The organism is Corynebacterium felinum, from assembly GCF_030408755.1.
Classification (GTDB): domain Bacteria; phylum Actinomycetota; class Actinomycetes; order Mycobacteriales; family Mycobacteriaceae; genus Corynebacterium; species Corynebacterium felinum.
The window spans coordinates 2149528-2165490 of sequence record NZ_CP047209.1 but is presented as its reverse complement, the minus strand read 5'-3'; the positions used below and the strand labels follow the sequence as shown (position 1 = coordinate 2165490).

15 protein-coding genes are annotated in these 15963 nt (G+C 53.9%); 8 read left to right on the top strand and 7 right to left on the bottom strand.

All coding sequences use genetic code 11. The features are described 5' to 3' along the window. Positions 1-5: 5 nt before the first annotated feature. The 6 genes from thrC (at position 6) to CFELI_RS09185 (ending at position 6937) form a co-directional block, all read left to right on the top strand. Positions 6-1451 carry a threonine synthase gene (thrC, locus tag CFELI_RS09210; protein ID WP_277104683.1) on the top strand — a complete coding sequence of 482 codons (1446 nt, stop codon included), beginning with the start codon at positions 6-8 and terminating at the stop codon, positions 1449-1451. Between the two features lie 159 nt (positions 1452-1610). Further along, entirely contained in the window at positions 1611-1763 is a 153-nt protein-coding gene (locus tag CFELI_RS09205; RefSeq protein ID WP_277104674.1) for a hypothetical protein, read from the top strand. After that, positions 1763-2308 carry an NUDIX hydrolase gene (locus tag CFELI_RS09200; protein ID WP_277104673.1) on the top strand — a complete coding sequence of 182 codons (546 nt, stop codon included), beginning with the start codon at positions 1763-1765 and terminating at the stop codon, positions 2306-2308. The genes CFELI_RS09205 and CFELI_RS09200 overlap by 1 nt, the downstream gene beginning before the upstream one ends. A gap of 303 nt (positions 2309-2611) precedes the next feature. Further along, positions 2612-3964 carry a Na+/H+ antiporter family protein gene (locus CFELI_RS09195; RefSeq protein WP_277104672.1) on the top strand — a complete coding sequence of 451 codons (1353 nt, stop codon included), beginning with the start codon at positions 2612-2614 and terminating at the stop codon, positions 3962-3964. Between the two features lie 589 nt (positions 3965-4553). Next, entirely contained in the window at positions 4554-5876 is a 1323-nt protein-coding gene (gene ltrA / locus CFELI_RS09190; RefSeq protein ID WP_290258958.1) for a group II intron reverse transcriptase/maturase, read from the top strand. Positions 5877-6115: 239 nt separating this feature from the next. Further along, positions 6116-6937, top strand: coding sequence for a hypothetical protein (locus CFELI_RS09185; protein ID WP_277104017.1), 822 nt, complete (start codon positions 6116-6118; stop codon positions 6935-6937). A 60-nt stretch (positions 6938-6997) separates the two neighbouring features. Here CFELI_RS09185 and CFELI_RS09180 read toward each other — a convergent pair whose 3' ends face one another. Further along, entirely contained in the window at positions 6998-7345 is a 348-nt protein-coding gene (locus CFELI_RS09180; RefSeq protein WP_277104018.1) for a zinc ribbon domain-containing protein YjdM, read from the bottom strand. Between the two features lie 793 nt (positions 7346-8138). Here CFELI_RS09180 and CFELI_RS09175 point away from each other — a divergent pair. Beyond that, positions 8139-8363: a hypothetical protein gene (locus CFELI_RS09175; RefSeq protein WP_277104019.1), complete on the top strand. Its 225-nt coding sequence runs from the start codon at positions 8139-8141 to the stop codon at positions 8361-8363. Positions 8364-8616: 253 nt separating this feature from the next. Here the strand turns inward: CFELI_RS09175 and glnA are convergent, their stop codons facing one another. Further along, positions 8617-10053 (bottom strand): type I glutamate--ammonia ligase, encoded by a 1437-nt coding sequence (gene glnA / locus CFELI_RS09170; RefSeq protein WP_277104020.1) that lies wholly within the window; start codon positions 10051-10053, stop codon positions 8617-8619. A gap of 293 nt (positions 10054-10346) precedes the next feature. On the opposite strand from glnA, the gene CFELI_RS09165 reads away from it, so the two are divergent. Beyond that, complete coding sequence (locus tag CFELI_RS09165) at positions 10347-10820, top strand: RDD family protein (protein ID WP_277104021.1); 474 nt, start codon at positions 10347-10349, stop codon at positions 10818-10820. A gap of 293 nt (positions 10821-11113) precedes the next feature. Here CFELI_RS09165 and CFELI_RS09160 read toward each other — a convergent pair whose 3' ends face one another. The 5 genes from CFELI_RS09160 to gcvT all read right to left on the bottom strand — a co-directional run bounded on the left by CFELI_RS09160 (position 11114) and on the right by gcvT (position 15921). After that, entirely contained in the window at positions 11114-11884 is a 771-nt protein-coding gene (locus CFELI_RS09160) for a DUF4191 domain-containing protein (protein ID WP_277104022.1), read from the bottom strand. Between the two features lie 217 nt (positions 11885-12101). Continuing rightward, positions 12102-13148 (bottom strand): lipoyl synthase, encoded by a 1047-nt coding sequence (gene lipA, locus CFELI_RS09155; protein WP_277104023.1) that lies wholly within the window; start codon positions 13146-13148, stop codon positions 12102-12104. A 74-nt stretch (positions 13149-13222) separates the two neighbouring features. Continuing rightward, positions 13223-13978, bottom strand: a complete 756-nt coding sequence (lipB, locus tag CFELI_RS09150; RefSeq protein WP_277104024.1) for a lipoyl(octanoyl) transferase LipB — start codon at positions 13976-13978, stop codon at positions 13223-13225. Between the two features lie 262 nt (positions 13979-14240). Continuing rightward, positions 14241-14633 carry a glycine cleavage system protein GcvH gene (gcvH, locus tag CFELI_RS09145; protein ID WP_374724741.1) on the bottom strand — a complete coding sequence of 131 codons (393 nt, stop codon included), beginning with the start codon at positions 14631-14633 and terminating at the stop codon, positions 14241-14243. A gap of 187 nt (positions 14634-14820) precedes the next feature. After that, entirely contained in the window at positions 14821-15921 is a 1101-nt protein-coding gene (gene gcvT, locus CFELI_RS09140) for a glycine cleavage system aminomethyltransferase GcvT (RefSeq protein ID WP_277104025.1), read from the bottom strand. Positions 15922-15963: the final 42 nt, after the last annotated feature.

The following is a 15963-nucleotide window of genomic DNA, read 5'->3' as shown; positions in this document are numbered from 1 at the left end:
AACGCATGCACTACATTTCCACCCGCGATGCGAACTCAACCCCAGCGAAATTCAGCGACATCCTCCTCGGCGGACTCGCCCCTGACGGGGGCCTCTACCTGCCTGAAGAATACCCACGCATCAGCTCTGAGACCCTTGATCAGTGGCGCAGTTTGCTCACTGAGCAAGGTTATGCAGCTCTCGCTGCCGAAGTGCTGAAACTGTTTATCGACGATATTCCCGCAGCGGATATCGAAGCGATCGCTGCCCGGGCCTATACCTTCCCGAAGTTCTCTTCGGAAGAAATCGTGCCGGTCACCCCACTGGAAGATGGGCTGTATATCGGGCATCTCTCCGAAGGGCCGACCGCCGCGTTTAAAGATATGGCCATGCAGCTGCTCGGCGAATTCTTCGAATACGAACTCGCACGCCGCGGCGAAACGCTCAACATTTTAGGCGCTACCTCCGGCGATACCGGCTCCGCAGCCGAATACGCCATGCGCGGACGCACAGGCATCACGGTGTTCATGCTCACCCCAGCTGGCCGCATGACGCCTTTCCAGCAGGCGCAAATGTTCGGGCTGGACGACCCTAATATCTTCAACATCGCCCTCGATGGTGTATTCGATGACTGCCAAGACGTGGTCAAGGCAGTGTCTGCCGACGCCGACTTTAAAGCTGACAAGCGCATCGGTGCCGTGAACTCGATTAACTGGGCTCGACTCATGGCACAGGTGGTGTATTACATTTCTAGCTACCTGAAGATCACCGATTCCAATGAGCAGAAGGTGTCTTTCTGCGTCCCGACCGGCAACTTCGGTGATATTTGCGCAGGCCATGTGGCGAAGCAAATGGGCTTGCCGATCGACCGATTGATCGTGGCTACCAACGAAAACGATGTGCTGGATGAGTTCTTCCGCACCGGCGACTACCGTGTGCGCTCGTCTGCCGACACGTTTGAAACATCCTCCCCGTCGATGGATATTTCCCGCGCTTCCAACTTCGAGCGTTTCATCTTCGATCTTTTGGGTCGCGATGCAAACAGGGTTGCGGACTTGTTTGGCACCCAGGTGAAGCAGGGCGGTTTCTCGCTTGTCGACGACCCCGCCTTCGCGCAAGCTGCATCTGAGTACGGTTTCTGCTCTGGGCGTTCCACCCACGCTGACCGTGTGGAGACTATTCGCGATTGTTATAGCCGTTTAGGGGTTGTGCTTGATCCCCACACCGCCGATGGTGTGAAAGTTGCACGCGAGTGGGCCAAGGAGGTTGATTCCCCGATCGTGTGCTTGGAAACGGCGTTGCCAGTGAAGTTTGCGGATACCATCCGCGAGGCTACGGGCAAGGACCCAGAAGTACCTGAGCGTTTCCGTGGCATTATGGAAGCCGAACGCCACGTGGTGGATCTTCCAAACGATGCTGAGGTGGTCAAGCGTTTTATTGCTGAGAATATTGCAGGTGCTGCACAGTCTTAAGCGTGTGCAGTAGTTGAATACTCGTTTCACCCACGTGCATATCCGCTATCTTTCCTGCCTCATCACCACAGTTTGTGTGGTGATAAAGCAGGGGAGAGGGCTTGGCGGTGGGCATGTTTTTTAAGGTTTGTACCAAGGATTTAAGGAATAAGGTGTTTTATGGCACTGGAGCGTACCGCACCACAGGAATATTTCACTGAATTTGATCCCGAAAAGTTTGCTGCACAGTTTCTTTCGAAGATCGCTGAAACTTCCAAAGACGCTGACGATGAAAAGGACAGCGGCACGGGAGTAGAAAGCGGGCAAGGCTAGTGGCAACACCAGAATTCATTGTTGAGCTGCGTGAAAAAATTGGGCACGCCCCACTGTGGTTACCAGGTGCTACAGCGGTGATTATCAAAGATGTTCCGCCAGGAGCACCATTGACCGCTGTGCCGGAAGTGCTTCTGATCAAGCGTGCCGATAATGGCGAGTGGACACCTGTGACTGGCATTTGTGATCCAGGTGAAGAACCGCATGTGACGGCAGTGCGTGAAGCTAAGGAAGAAATCGGTGTGGATATCCATGTTGAGGCATTGTTGGGTGTGGGGGCGGTAGGGCCTGTTGAATACGCCAATGGTGATGTGGTCAGCTACATGGACACCGCTATGCGATGCAGCGTGATTGGTGATGCAAGCCCTGAGTCTTTCGTTCTTGACCGGGATGAAGTGGAAGAAGCAGGCTGGTTTTCGGTGATGCAGATGCCACCGATGCGTCCACGGTTCAGGTTGATCGTGGGTGACGCGGTGGCGCAGTTGCGTCGCCCCGAAGGTTTCCGCCCCCGCATGGGGTATGTGAAGCGGGAGCGCACCCGCTAGAGAGTTTCAGTAAAATTCACCCCCGCAGCTACCTCCACGTTAGAGAAATCACAGCGTGTATTTTCAGGTGCGCTGTTGGGGGTGTTGAGGCTGGTAGTGCAGTTCCGCTCATTGGGTGGGGTGGTACTAAAGTAGGGTTGGGGCTGGGAGTTTGGGGTTTTAGCCATGTTCGTTTCCGGATAGTAGCAAATCTGGGGGTGGGGTGCCGTGGATTTCTGGCTGCGACCGCAGGTTGTTTTTGGGTAGTGAAATATATTGGGTGAAGTGCTGAAATAACATTGGTGCTGGGGTATATTATGCACCATGAATGCTGTACTCATCGCTGTCGTGGTCATGCTGGTGCTTGCCGTTGCACGTGTCCACGTTGTACTCGCACTTTTCATTGGTGCACTCGTTGGTGGCTTGCTCTCTGGGATTGGCCTTGATGCCACCATGGTGGCTTTCCAAGAAGGTTTGTCGGGGGGTGCGAAAATTGCGTTGAGTTATGCGTTGCTGGGTGCCTTTGCCATGGCTGTGGCTAGTTCCGGTCTGCCTACTTTGCTGGCGTTGTCGATTATGAAGAAGATTGGTACGGAAGACCAGGGGCTGCAGATGCGTGCTGTGGCTGTGACGAAGTGGCTGATGGTTGCCGGTATTTTGGCTCTAGCTATTATGAGTCAGAACTTGATTCCGGTGCATATTGCATTCATTCCGTTGATTATCCCGCCGTTGCTGGCAGTGATGAACCGTATGCAGCTGGATCGACGCCTGGTGGCGTGTGTGCTGACCTTCGGCCTTGTTACTACCTACATGTGGATTCCTGTGGGTTTCGGTTCGATCTTCTTAAATGACATTTTGCTGGGCAATATTTCCCAGGCGGGCATGGATACCTCTGGCATTAATATCATGCAGGTGATGGGCATTCCGGCCGCCGGTATGGTGGTGGGTTTGCTGATCGCTATTTTTGTCACTTATCGCAAGCCGCGCACGTATGCGTCGGCGGAGGTTGTGCAGTCGCATGGGCAGGTGGAGCAGATTTCGCGCTACAAGATCGTGGTTGCGGTGATTGCTATTGTGGCAACTTTCGTGGTGCAGGTTGTGATGCAGGCTGTGGGAACGAAGGCGGATTCCTTGCTCATTGGCGCGCTGACTGGTTTGGCTGTTTTCTTGCTCACGGGTGCTGTGAACTGGCGTGAGGCTGATGATGTGTTTACTTCTGGCATGAAGATGATGGCACTGATTGGTTTCATCATGATTACTGCCCAGGGCTTTGCTTCGGTGATGAAGGCAACAGGTGAGGTGGAGTCGCTTGTGAGCACTTCGGCTGAGATGTTTGGTGATAACCGTGCTATGGGTGCGCTGGTGATGTTGCTGGTGGGCTTGATTGTGACGATGGGTATCGGGTCGAGTTTCTCAACCTTGCCGATTATCGCCACTATTTATGTGCCGTTGTGCGCTGCGATGGGCTTTAGCCCCGCTGCGACGGTGGCGATTATTGGTGCTTCTGGTGCGCTTGGCGACGCCGGCTCCCCGGCCTCTGATTCCACTCTTGGTCCGACAGCGGGCTTGAATGCGGATGGGCAGCACGATCATATTCGCGATTCGGTGATCCCGACGTTTGTGCACTACAACATTCCACTTATTCTTTCAGGTTGGGTTGCGGCGATGGTGCTGTAGTTACATGTGCTACTAGGACACTGAATAGGGGCGGATTTTTCCGCCCCATTTTCGGTTCGCCCGACATGGGCATGTTCTTAAGGGTGTGAGTCCCTGATAGTGAAGGTGGTTTAACTATGTAGCTGATGGCAACTGCAGCATCGTGAGGTGTTGTGGGGAGGAAGCTTCAAGCGAAATCCTGCACCGAGGTATACGAATCACATATAAGGCGCGCTGATCTGGGTAAGGCTGCCGAAGAAGTCGAAGCCTGTTCCATCGAAGTGGTTAGTGTGTAGATGTGGCGGTTGTAGGAGGAAAGAGCATGTTCTTAATCGGGGAGGCCTGTCACAGACTGTGCCAAGTAGGTGTGGTAAGCCCTGTTGTGGGTTGGTGTGGTAGGAGTCAGCCGAGGTCATAGTACTCGTGGGAGACACCGCGGTCCGCGGTAGCCCTTATGGTGGGTGAGCGAGGAAGGACTGAACTTTACATTGTTGAGTATGGAACCTGGATTGTAGTTATGCATAACGGTGAAAGCTGCCAACCACGTGTGTGTGGGCATTATGGGGAGGATAGGGTGAATCCCGACGATAGCCATGGTGTGCTTAGTTGTGTGTCTGCCGATGTAGGGGAAGTGTCAACTGGTGCGGGTGCTGATCTGTGGAATCAAGTCTTTTCAGGTGGCAATCTCCGCACTGCATTAGAGCGGGTTAAGACGAATAAGGGTGCTGCTGGTGTGGACGGGGTAGGTGTTGAGGATATTGACGTTTATCTGCGCGAACACTGGAGTGGCATTCGTGAGCGTCTTGACGCGGGAACGTATAAGCCGTTGCCGGTTCGTGAGGTGATGATCCTAAAGCCTTCGGGTGGTTGGCGTATGCTTGGTGTTCCGACTGTTGTTGATCGTGTGATTTGTCAGGCGATCGCGCAGGTACTTACGCCTATCTTTGATGTGGGGTTTGTGCCTGTGTCTTTTGGTTTCAGGCCTCAACGTAGCGCACATATGGCGTTAAAGACCGCACGTGGGTTTCTTAACGAGGGGTATGTGTGGGTTGTTGAGGTTGATTTGTCGAAGTATTTCGACACGGTTAATCACGACATGTTGATGTCGAGGGTGGCTCGTAAGGTTGACGATAAGCGCGTGTTGAAGCTTATTCGGGCGTATTTAAACGCTGGGATTATGGCTGATGGTGTTGTTCGGTGTAGTGATGCAGGGACTCCGCAGGGGTCACCGTTATCGCCGTTGTTGAGCAATATCATGTTGGATGATTTTGATCATTATCTTGCATCTAAGGGCACGAAGTTTGTTCGTTATGCTGATGATATTCGGGTCTTTGTTCGTTCCAAGCGTGCTGCGCAGCGTGCGCTTGCCCAGTCTGGGAAGTTTCTGGAGGGGAAGTTAAAGCTGCGGGTTAATCAGGAGAAGTCCACTATTTGTCATGCGATTAAGGCGGAGCTTTTAGGCTATGGGTTCTATCTGGTTCGTGGTGATCAGTATCGGTTTCGACTTACTAAGGCCACGAAGGTGAGGGTTTTAGCCCGAGTGAAAGAGCTTACGGCAAGATCGTGGTCGGTGTCGATGGAGTATCGCATTGACCGGTTAAACAAATATTTGCGTGGATGGCTTGGTTATTTCGCGTTGGCGGATGCGAAGGTGTTTCTTAACCGGCTGGATGAGCATCTTCGTCGTCGACTGCGGATGTGCGTATGGAAGCAGTGGAAACGTATCCGAACGCGGATACGGAACCTCTGCCGCTTGGGTGTGGATAAACAAAAGGCCTATGAGTGGGCTAATACCAGTAAGTCCTACTGGCGTATCGCTGGCTCGTGGGTGCTTACAACCACGCTTACTAATGCGTATTGGAATGACCAGAACCTCGTATCAGCCGTGGCGTATTGGAACTATAAGCACAGTCAATACTCTGTATTGGTGTAAGGAACCGCCGTATGCGATGAACCGCACGTACGGTGGTGTGAGAGGGCTGCCGGGAAACCCGGCACCCTACTCGATTGTGTATGGCCAGCTAGAAGGGGATATTGACCTGCTCAAGAACTGCGATAGGGTTCTGTGTTTAATAAAACGGCTGTTCGAATTGGATTTTCTGGCGGGTGAGTTGTAGGATTCATCATAAGTTAACAGTTTTCACATTCGTCACAGGAGTGTTGGTTACAGTGGTGAATCCTCGTAGAATCTTCAGCCGCACAAGCGCAATTGGTGTCGCGCTCACCCTGGCGCTTAGCACTGTGTGTGCACCTGCGGCCACAGCCTTCGAAGATGACATTCGCGTACACGTCACCATGGATTCGGGTGAGCATCAACGCTGCATTTTTCATGTCGACCCCGATACACCGGAATCCGTGGCTGCGCTTGGCGAAAACGTGCGCGGGGCCGCGACAGGTGCGCTGACTGATTTCTCCGAACGCATCGAATTTTCGCGCGAGGTTATTGAGGATTTCGCCGCTCATCCCGACGATCCTGCCCGGGTGGCGCAGATGAATCAGCGTTTTTCTGAGCGGGGTTTAAGTCCTGAGCAGGTTCGGGCGCTTTTCGACGCCCTACAGGATGTTTCCCGTACCTCACGGGCATCCGACGCTGCGATTGCGCAGGTGGCGCATGAGCGTCGTCAAGCGGTACTAGCTGGGGTTAACACCCCGCAGGAGGCGCAAGCCCGCGTGCTGGAACAGGAGGAAGCGCTCGGCCGCTGGCATGCCACGATCAATGGGGCTGGCGATGATCCGCTGCGCGGGGATAAAGCGTTAGTGTATGCCACGCCGTTGAATCGTTTCCGCTTTGAGCGCGAAGAAGATGCGAAGCGACAAAGCTTGGAGGCTTTAAAAAGCTGTGCCCGCAATGGCGGACTTTCAGCACAGGCACCAGGCAGTACGGAAGCACAGCCGATCAAGCCTGAGGTGGCAGCAGGTATTGCCATTGGTGCGGTTGCTCTCGTTGCTACCGTCGCGCTGGTATCAGCGCACCAATCTGGGCACCTGCGGTAAGCGATAACAAACACAGGGCCCTAGAATCTAGGGCCCTGTGTTTGTGTATGAGAAGAGGATTTAAGCCTTCTTCACCACGGAGGATTTCAGCTGCATCGCGCCGAAACCGTCGATGCGGCACTCGATGTCATGATCGCCCACACCTTGAACGAGGCGGATGCCACGCACTTTGGTGCCGGTTTTGATTGGCTGCGACGCGCCTTTGACTTTGAGGGTCTTAATCACGGTGACGTCGTCACCGTCATTGAGGATGTTCCCAACTGCGTCTTTAATCACCTTTGCTTCAGCCTCAGCGGCTTCAGCTTCGGCTGACCATTCGTGGGCGCATTCAGGGCACACGAGCAGCGGTGGCATTTCATAGGTGTATTCGCTGGCGCATTCTGGGCAGGGAGGCAATGCAATAGTCATGCTTAAAAATTTAGTCGATACCTACCACCCAATACCAAGTGCACAGTGCCAGAAGTGCGCAGCTAGAAGCACGTTTTGGCAATGATGTTCAATAGGGTCAGTAAAAGAGCCAAACGCCTAGCTAGCTAAGCGAAACAACATGCTGAATTGCTGCTATGGAGCCCTCAGGGTTCCCCCTAGATCTACTCACGAGACCACGGTCGTATGTATCTCAAAGGCTAAGGAAGCCGGAACGTTCTTGGGGTGTGTGATGTTGAGTGAGTCTTATCAGATTTCACTTGTTCATCGGTGGCGCTTTTGATGGTGGGGTGCGGGGGCTTTGCGAAGTGTAAGCGAAATAGTGATTCGACATAGAGCAAATGCTACTTGTGAAACCGCAGGTCAATTTTAAGCAAGTGTGCTGAAAGTCGAATCAGTATTTTTAAATCAATTAACGAGTATTAATAGGTATATTTTGGCGACGGTGCATGGGCTTTTCCGACTTATAATTTCGCACAATCCATATGAAGTTGCGTGGGCTACATGTTCGTTTTAGTGCTGATGATCTGCAAAATCGTGCTGGTTCTGCTGCTCTTTGCTGGCATAGCTGCTCATATTTTGGCATCCTAGGTGGCAAAGAGAAGTTACGCGCCTTTTCATGGTGCAACCGCAAAACCTCAATATTTCACGATCCGCAATCCCTTGCGTAATTACACGATGGGAAGGAATGAAGATGCAAACTCAAAGGAAATTTCACCCACATCAGCTCTATAGTGCTGCAGTTGTCCTTTTGGGAACCGGAGTTTCGTGGTTCGTGGCATCGCTTGTTCGACACTCCAATGGTGATGCAGGAACGTGGGGCAACTGCCTTCTTGCCGGAGTAGGCCTGGGTTGTGGCTTCGCGGTGGCATATTACGCTGCCGTTGTGGATAAAACTGAATACCCGCTGCGGTGGATCCGATTGTTGGCGATAGCACTTGCTGTGGTGTCCTCCTTCGGGATTACTGTCGCCACGGCTTTGTACGTTGACCTCCTATAAACACGCCAGTTCTTTGCTTTCAGTAGGGGGCATAGGTAGCCATTGTCAAGCTTCTAATCGCGAATCCACTTTGTGATGCTACCAAGAAGAACAGTCACCCAGACGTTTCTGCGAATACAGTGGTGATGCGTAAAAAACTGACAACAGTAATGCCGTGCCAACCGCAAGCGATCTGGGGGAGTAGGGGAGGGCGTCGACACGCAAAAAAGTAGCCCCCATAAGCGAAAACCTATGGGGGCTGAGTGCTGAAATTTTAGCAGTCGAAGTACAGCTCGAACTCCTGCGGGGTTGGGCGCAGGCGAACAGGGTTGATCTCGTGATCGTACTTCAGTTTGATATAAGTATCGATTAGATCCTCAGTGAACACACCGGTATCGGTCAGGAACTCATGACCATCCTCTAGCGCCTTCAACGAAGCCTCAAGCGACGTCGGTGCCTGCGGGATGGACGCAGCTTCCTCCGGTGGCAGCTCATACAAATCCTTATCCACAGGAGCATGAGGCTCAATGCGGTTCTTAATGCCGTCCAAACCAGCCAGCATCATCGCAGCAAAACCGAAGTAAGGGTTGCCCGAAGGATCCGGTGCACGGAACTCAATACGCTTCGCCTTCGGATTCGAACCCGTAATAGGAATACGGATCGCCGCAGAACGGTTACGCTGCGAGTACACCAAGTTAATTGGAGCCTCAAAACCTGGCACCAAACGGTGGTAGGAGTTCAAGGTTGGGTTGGTAAACGCCAACACCGCGCCAGCGTGGTGCAAAATACCACCAATGTAGTAGCGTGCAATGTCGGACAGGCCAGCATAGCCAGCCTCATCGTGGAACAGTGGCTTGCCGTCCTTCCACAACGACTGGTGCGCGTGCATACCCGAACCATTATCGCCAGCCAAAGGCTTAGGCATGAACGTTGCCGTCTTATTGTTGCGGAACGCCACATTCTTAATGATGTACTTGAAGGTCTGCAGATCATCAGCCGCATGCAACAAAGTGTTAAAGCGGTAGTTGATTTCCTGCTGGCCGCCGGTGCCCACCTCATGGTGGAAACGCTCAATATTGAAACCAGACTGGGCCAACACCTGGGTCATCTCATCGCGGATGTCCTGAGTCTGATCGTACGGTGGAACAGGGAAGTAGCCACCCTTCAGGCGGTTCTTATAGCCGCGGTTCAACGAACCATCAAGGTTGGTTTCAACACCACGGTTCCACCAACCCTCATCGGAATCCAGCTCATAGAAACCAGCGTTCGTGGAGGTGGAATAACGCACCGAATCAAAGAGGTAGAACTCAGCCTCAGCACCAAAGAAACAGGTGTCGGCAATGCCGGTGGAAGCCAAATACTCTTCCGCCTTCAACGCCACGGTCCGTGGGTCCCGGGAGAACGGCTCCTGGGTAAAGGGGTCGACCACGAAGAACTTCATGTTTAAGGTTTTCACCGCGCGGAAAGGGTCAATCTGGGCGGTAGCAAGATCCGGCATGAGGTTCATGTCGGACTCGTCGATGCTGGTAAAGCCACGGATCGAAGAGCCGTCGAAGGCTAAGCCCTCCGCCATGGCGTCCTCGTCCAAGATGTGGGCGGGGATGGTGAAGTGTTGTTCCATACCTGGCACGTCGGTAAAACGAATATCGATGAACTCGACCTTTTCGTCCTGGACGAACTTCAGTAACTCTTCTGCTGAGTTAAAAGCCACTGGGGGTACTCCTCTGTGAAGGGATTGTGAAAGTGAGGGCTTGTGTCGCGCCAACATCCACCACGGTAGCGAAACCACTGTGGGTGCGGTGATATGTGCTTGAGTGGGGAGGCTCGCTGTAGATTTGTGCCGAACTGACGTGGTACGACAGTTGAACAAAGTTAATTCTAACGTCGTTTCTATCGTATGACCAAAAATGTTTCGGGCATTTTCCCGCCACCTTTGGTGGGATGAGGGTAGTGTTCCAACTTTCGGATGCCTAATCGCGGGCAGTTTCCGCTACATTAGTACTCATGGCTAATAGAAAGCGCAGCTGGCTGGACGGCCCTGAGATCCCCGCAGAATACAACGAATTAGGTGAATCGAGGTGGCCCGGTGAAAAACTCGGCCTACCCAAAGACGGCCCTGGTGCGTTGGCGTCGGTCGCCCGCCGAAGCGGGGGAGTGTTCATCGACTGGATTATTTGCTGGATCGTGGCCAGCTTCATCACCATGTTCACCCACGTATTTGGGGGTACCTCCACTCTCACCCTGATGCTATTCGTGGTGCTCGGAGTGGTCAGCGTCTTTTTCTTCGCCCGCACACCAGGCCAAGCATTCCTCGGCATGGGTGTTGCGCGTATCGACGACCGCACCGCGCGAGTCGGCTTCGTGCGGGCACTGGCGCGAACTGTGTTCACCATTTTCGTCCTGCCAGCCGCCATGGTAGATACTGACGGCCGAGGCATGCACGACCGTGCAACCGGCACCGCTGTTGTTTTGGGCTAACTTACACCCAAGCCTCAAGCTCGTCGCAAAGTTTCTCTCACTTCCTTGCATTACCAAGATCCCTTGGTGGTGTAAGGAAGTTTCTTTTTTCCTTCCCATTGCCACACCTAAACAGTGGTCTGGTGCTGTGGGGTGAAGAGAAGAAAAGAAGAGTTCACGATATATGAAATTAGGGTTCACGATAGAGGAGAGAAAAAATCCTCGTGTGAGCACACGAGGAAAACACCTGAGAAAAAGTACACCCCCTGTATGAAAATGCATACAGGGGGGAACTTCACTGCGAAGCAAAAAGCTTATTTGCCCTTTTCGCTGCGCTCAGCGTGGCGACGTGCACGGCGATTCATGCCAGACATCTTGCCGCCCTTGGGCAGCGGGCCCTTAGGCAAACCAGGGTTCTGCGAACGATCAGCAGCATCCATAGCCTCAATACGGGCAGCGATCTCGTAGACTTCATTCTTGTTGTACACACGCTTCAAGCGCACCAGGTGAGACTGCAGCTTACGCAAAGGAACACGACCCTCACCCTCGCCAACAATAACTTCAGTGACAGGAACACCAGGAGCGAGGCGATTCATACGCTTCTTCTGCTGCGCAAACAGGGGCTTTAAGCGGTGCGGCTCACCTTCACCGACCAGAACAATGCCACACACACCCACCGTGCGGTGCACAAAATCCATCTGTGTGGTCGAAGCAACGGCAGACTTCGAACGCCACGCAACGCCAAAACCGCCGCGCAGATTCTCCAAAGCCCAACCAGCAGAACCAGGCTGCTCAGAGGCGCGATCGTACACATTGTTCTGCAAACGGCGCGAGAATACCCACATCGCCACAGCAATACCCACAATGAGGCCGGAGACCAGCATGAACCACTGGCCGCGCCACAACAATCCGATGAGGAAGAAAACTAGGCCGGTGCCGAAAATCGACAACAGCATCAAAGGGATCAGCGCTTTATCCTGCTTGCGCTGCATATTAAACGCTTGCCATACCTGCGACCAGGTTTGGCGGCGTCGAGCGCGCTTTGCTGCGCGCTGCTCCTTCTTAGAAATCTTCGCATCTGCCATGCACAATAGAATAGCGCTGAAGCGGAAGAAAAAGAATTCATACACACCACAACCACGGGCTGGCCCCACATGTGATGAAGCAAGAGTGCAGGTAGGTAGCCTAAAACGCGCGAGAGCACAAAGGGCAGGGTGTTTCGTGGTGAAACACCCTGCCCGCACAGTTCCCCGCCAGCCCACAACTCATTGGTGGGGGTTGCCAAGCCTCATGGTGGAAGTTTTAGCGGAAAGAACCCACTGGGGTTTCCTTGCTGGGGCCGTACTTCTCCAGCAAGGTCGACGCTTCCTGTGCGGTGGAACCTTCGGCAGTTTCTGCCAAGTGCGCCAAGTTTTCGGGCAAAGATTCGCCGCGGGCTGCCAAAGCCTGCGCATAAAGCTTGCCGGCGCGGTAGGAGGAACGAACCAATGGGCCGGACATGACGGCGCCGAATCCGAGCTCGTATGCGAAATCGCGGTGCTCAATGAACTCTTCAGGCTTCACCCAACGATCAATCGGATGGTACATCGGGCCAGGGCGCAGGTACTGGGTGATGGTGACAATGTCGCAGCCTGCGGAGTGCAGATCGCTCAAGGCTTCACGCACCTCCTCCACAGTCTCACCCATGCCCAAAATCAGGTTCGATTTGGTCACTAGTCCGAAATCGCGGGCCTGGCGGATCACGTCAAGGGAGCGTTCGTAGCGGAACGCTGGGCGAATCCGCTTGAAGATACGAGGAACGGTTTCCAAGTTGTGGGCAAACACCTCGGGGCGGGCCTCAAAAACTTCCTGCAAAAGATCAGCTTTGCCGGAGAAGTCAGGGGTGAGGTTTTCGACACCAGTGTGCGGATTGAGTTCATGAATCTTGCGAACAACCTCCGCGTACAGCCAAGCGCCTTCATCGTCGAGGTCGTCGCGGGTCACACCTGTAATGGTGGAATAGTTCAGTTCCATCTCCCGCACGCTTAAAGCTACGCGGCGTGGTTCGTCGCGGTCGAGTGGTTCAGGTTTGGCGGAATTGATCTGGCAGAAATCGCAGCGGCGGGAGCAGTTAGCACCACCGATGAGGAAGGTGGCTTCACGCGATTCCCAACACTCGTGAATGTTGGGGCAGCCAGCCTCCTGGCACACCGTGTGTAGCCCTGAACCAGACACGCGCTTTTTAATGTCTTGGTACTCAGGGCCGGTTTTCACCGCGGTGCGAATCCACCTCGGTTTTGCTTCGATTGGGGTTTGGGAGTTTCGGGCCTCAACGCGAAGCAGCTTGCGTCCATTAGGTGCTGTAGTCACACCAAGAAATGTACTAGGCAAAACTGCTTGTGTCGAAAACCACTAGAGATCGTTGCCTCACGCACCCCTTGACACTACCGTGCGGGGCGGGGTAACCCTTTGGTGGGGTCGGGTGCGGAATCAAAACTGTGATCAGCAACAATCAGGCGACCGGCGAAGGCGTCGTCAAGCGCTGCAAGTGTTGGCTCAACCATCGAGGCGACGCTGATGTCGCGCCCCAGTTCGGCACTCAGCGTGGTCACAGATGCATCATCGATGCCGCAGGGCACGATGTAATCATAAAATTCCAGCGTATTGTTGCAGTTCAGCGCTAAACCATGCATGGTTACGCCCTTGGTAATGCGAATTCCCAGCGCTGCGACTTTGCGGTGATGATGATCTGAACCTGGAATCCACACCCCGGAACGCCCGTCGACGCGGCCGGCACCAGGGATGCCGCACTGGCGCACAACCTGGATCAGGGCTTCCTCAACACGGCGCACATAATCGACCACATCGATGGGGTCGGCAAGCTTAATAATTGGGTAGATCACCAGCTGCCCTGGGCCGTGCCACGTTATGCGCCCGCCCCTATCGACGTCGATAACAGGCAATCCGTTCGTGGGACGATCGTCGGGTTGCGTGCGTTTACCCGCCGTGTAAATGGAGGGGTGCTCAAGAACAAGGATCGTGTCGGGGATTTCGTCTGCCGCACGCTGGACTGCGAGTTCTGCTTGCAATTCCCACGCGTGTAAATAATCAACCTCCCCGAGCATTCTGACATCGAGCGGTTCGGTTGATTGCCGAATAGATTGATTAGCGGGGAAAAATGGATCGCGTGGTGCGGACAACACAACTCCTTGTAAAAGGCAATAATCAGTGGCGCATTGAAAGGCAATAATCAGTGGCCAAACAGCATCCTGGAGGCCACCAGTGATGTTGGAGGTGGGAATACAACTCGGCCCACGCTACATCCTAACAGCGGTGAGTAGTCTGATTGAAATACCTTCAGTACTACGCCCCTGACAGGGCTTGGGCAGAACAAAGCGTGGTGGCATGAAAGTATGCCACCACGCTTGAATACGTGCACTAATGCGACTATAGCTGCACTGTTTAGGCTTCGACGCCGTTCTTCTCAGCGTATTCCTCGGCAGTCATCAAAGGACCAACTGAAGAAACCTCAACGCTAAACAGCCAGCCAGCACCAAACGGATCGGCGTTGATCACGGAGTAATCATCGTGAACCGCGTTATTGACCTCGACCACGGTGCCAGTCACAGGCGCGTACAGATCGGAAACAGACTTGGTGGACTCCACCTCACCGCAGGTTTCACCAGCTTCCACGGTATCGCCCACCTGAGGCAGCTCAGCGAACACAACCTCACCAAGACGCTCAGTGGCCACAGAAGTGATGCCCACCTTCACAGTGGTGCCCTCAGCGGCATCAGCGACAGCATCGATCCACTCGTGCTCATCGGAATAAGAGAAATTCTTAGGCAAAGACATAATTGGGTAGAAACCTTTCTCGAAAGAGTCCCCACCCCAAGGCCACAAACGGCCTGAGGGTTTAGGAGGGGCGTGACAACAATAGGTTGAAACAATGAAAGAAAAGTGTGTGCAGTGCTCACACACAGTGTAGATCCTTGCGGCTGCACACACTCGCAGCCACAGAGGCATACACAAAAGGTGGAAACTACTTCTTCCTAGAATAGAAAGGCAGTGTGACCACTTCAAAGGGATAGCGCTTACCGCGCACATCCGCCTCAAGCGCGGTCCCTTCTGCAGCATGGGCAACATCCACATAGGCCAACGCAATAGGATGACCCAAAGTTGGGGAAGGCTGCCCAGAGGTGACCTCACCAACCAACTCATCGCCGATAAACAGCTGTGAGTGGGCGCGGGCGGCGCGACGCTGTGATGAGGTCAACCCCACCAACACGCGACCAGCAGGGGCAGCAGACAACAAAACCTGCTTAGCCACAAAGTCTGCTTCCTTCTTTTTGCCCACCAGCACGCCGAGCCCGGCGTCGATAGGCGTAAGGGAAAGGCTGAGCTCATTGCCGTACAAAGGCATGCCCGCCTCCAAGCGCAGGGAATCGCGTGCGGCCAAGCCAGCTGGCTTCAACTCGAAGCCTTCACCAGCCACCAGTAGCTTCTGCCACAAATCCACCGCCTGCGCATTCGGGATGAACAGTTCGAAACCATCCTCGCCGGTGTAGCCCGTGCGGGCAAGTAACACCTCGTGGCCGGCAATTGTTGCAGGAACTGCCGCATAGTAGCCCAGTTGGGTGACAGTCTCAGCAGAATCGGTGAGGGTCAGCAGCAGCGCTTCGGCATTCGGGCCTTGGACGGCAATCAGTGCGGTGTCTTGGGACTCGTTGACCACCGTCACGTCAAAGCCTTCGCTGCGGGAGACCAACTGCTCGAAGACAATCTCAGCGTTGCCTGCGTTTGGCACCACCAAGAATTCTTCTGCGCCTAGGCGGTAGACAATCAAATCGTCAATGATGCCACCTTCTGGCGTGACGATCATGGTGTACTTCGCCTTGCCTTCTTTCACCGCGGAAATATGGGAAATAAGAGCGTAATCCAAGAACGCGGCTGCATCGCGACCGCTGACGCGAACCTCACCCATGTGGGAGAGATCAAACAAGCCGCAGGTGTTGCGGACTGCACGGTGCTCGTCAAGCTCGTTGGCGTATTTCAGTGGCATATTCCACGGGCCGAACGGGGTAAAGGAAGCACCTAGTTTTTCATGCTCAGCATGAAGGGGGGAAAGTCGCAGTTCAGTCACGAACGTTTACATCCTTTCATCAACAGGGAAGAGGGAAACAAC

Excerpts from the sequence above, each read along its gene's own strand:
- CFELI_RS09165 (WP_277104021.1), top strand. The coding sequence starts at position 10,347 with ATGGCTAATAGAAAGCGCAGCTGGCTGGACGGCCCTGAGATCCCCGCA.
- CFELI_RS09205 (WP_277104674.1), top strand. The coding sequence starts at position 1,611 with ATGGCACTGGAGCGTACCGCACCACAGGAATATTTCACTGAATTTGAT.
- thrC (WP_277104683.1), top strand. The coding sequence starts at position 6 with ATGCACTACATTTCCACCCGCGATGCGAACTCAACCCCAGCGAAATTC.
- gcvH (WP_374724741.1), bottom strand. The coding sequence starts at position 14,633 with ATGTCTTTGCCTAAGAATTTCTCTTATTCCGATGAGCACGAGTGGATC.
- CFELI_RS09195 (WP_277104672.1), top strand. The coding sequence starts at position 2,612 with ATGAATGCTGTACTCATCGCTGTCGTGGTCATGCTGGTGCTTGCCGTT.
- CFELI_RS09160 (WP_277104022.1), bottom strand. The coding sequence starts at position 11,884 with ATGGCAGATGCGAAGATTTCTAAGAAGGAGCAGCGCGCAGCAAAGCGC.
- CFELI_RS09180 (WP_277104018.1), bottom strand. The coding sequence starts at position 7,345 with ATGACTATTGCATTGCCTCCCTGCCCAGAATGCGCCAGCGAATACACC.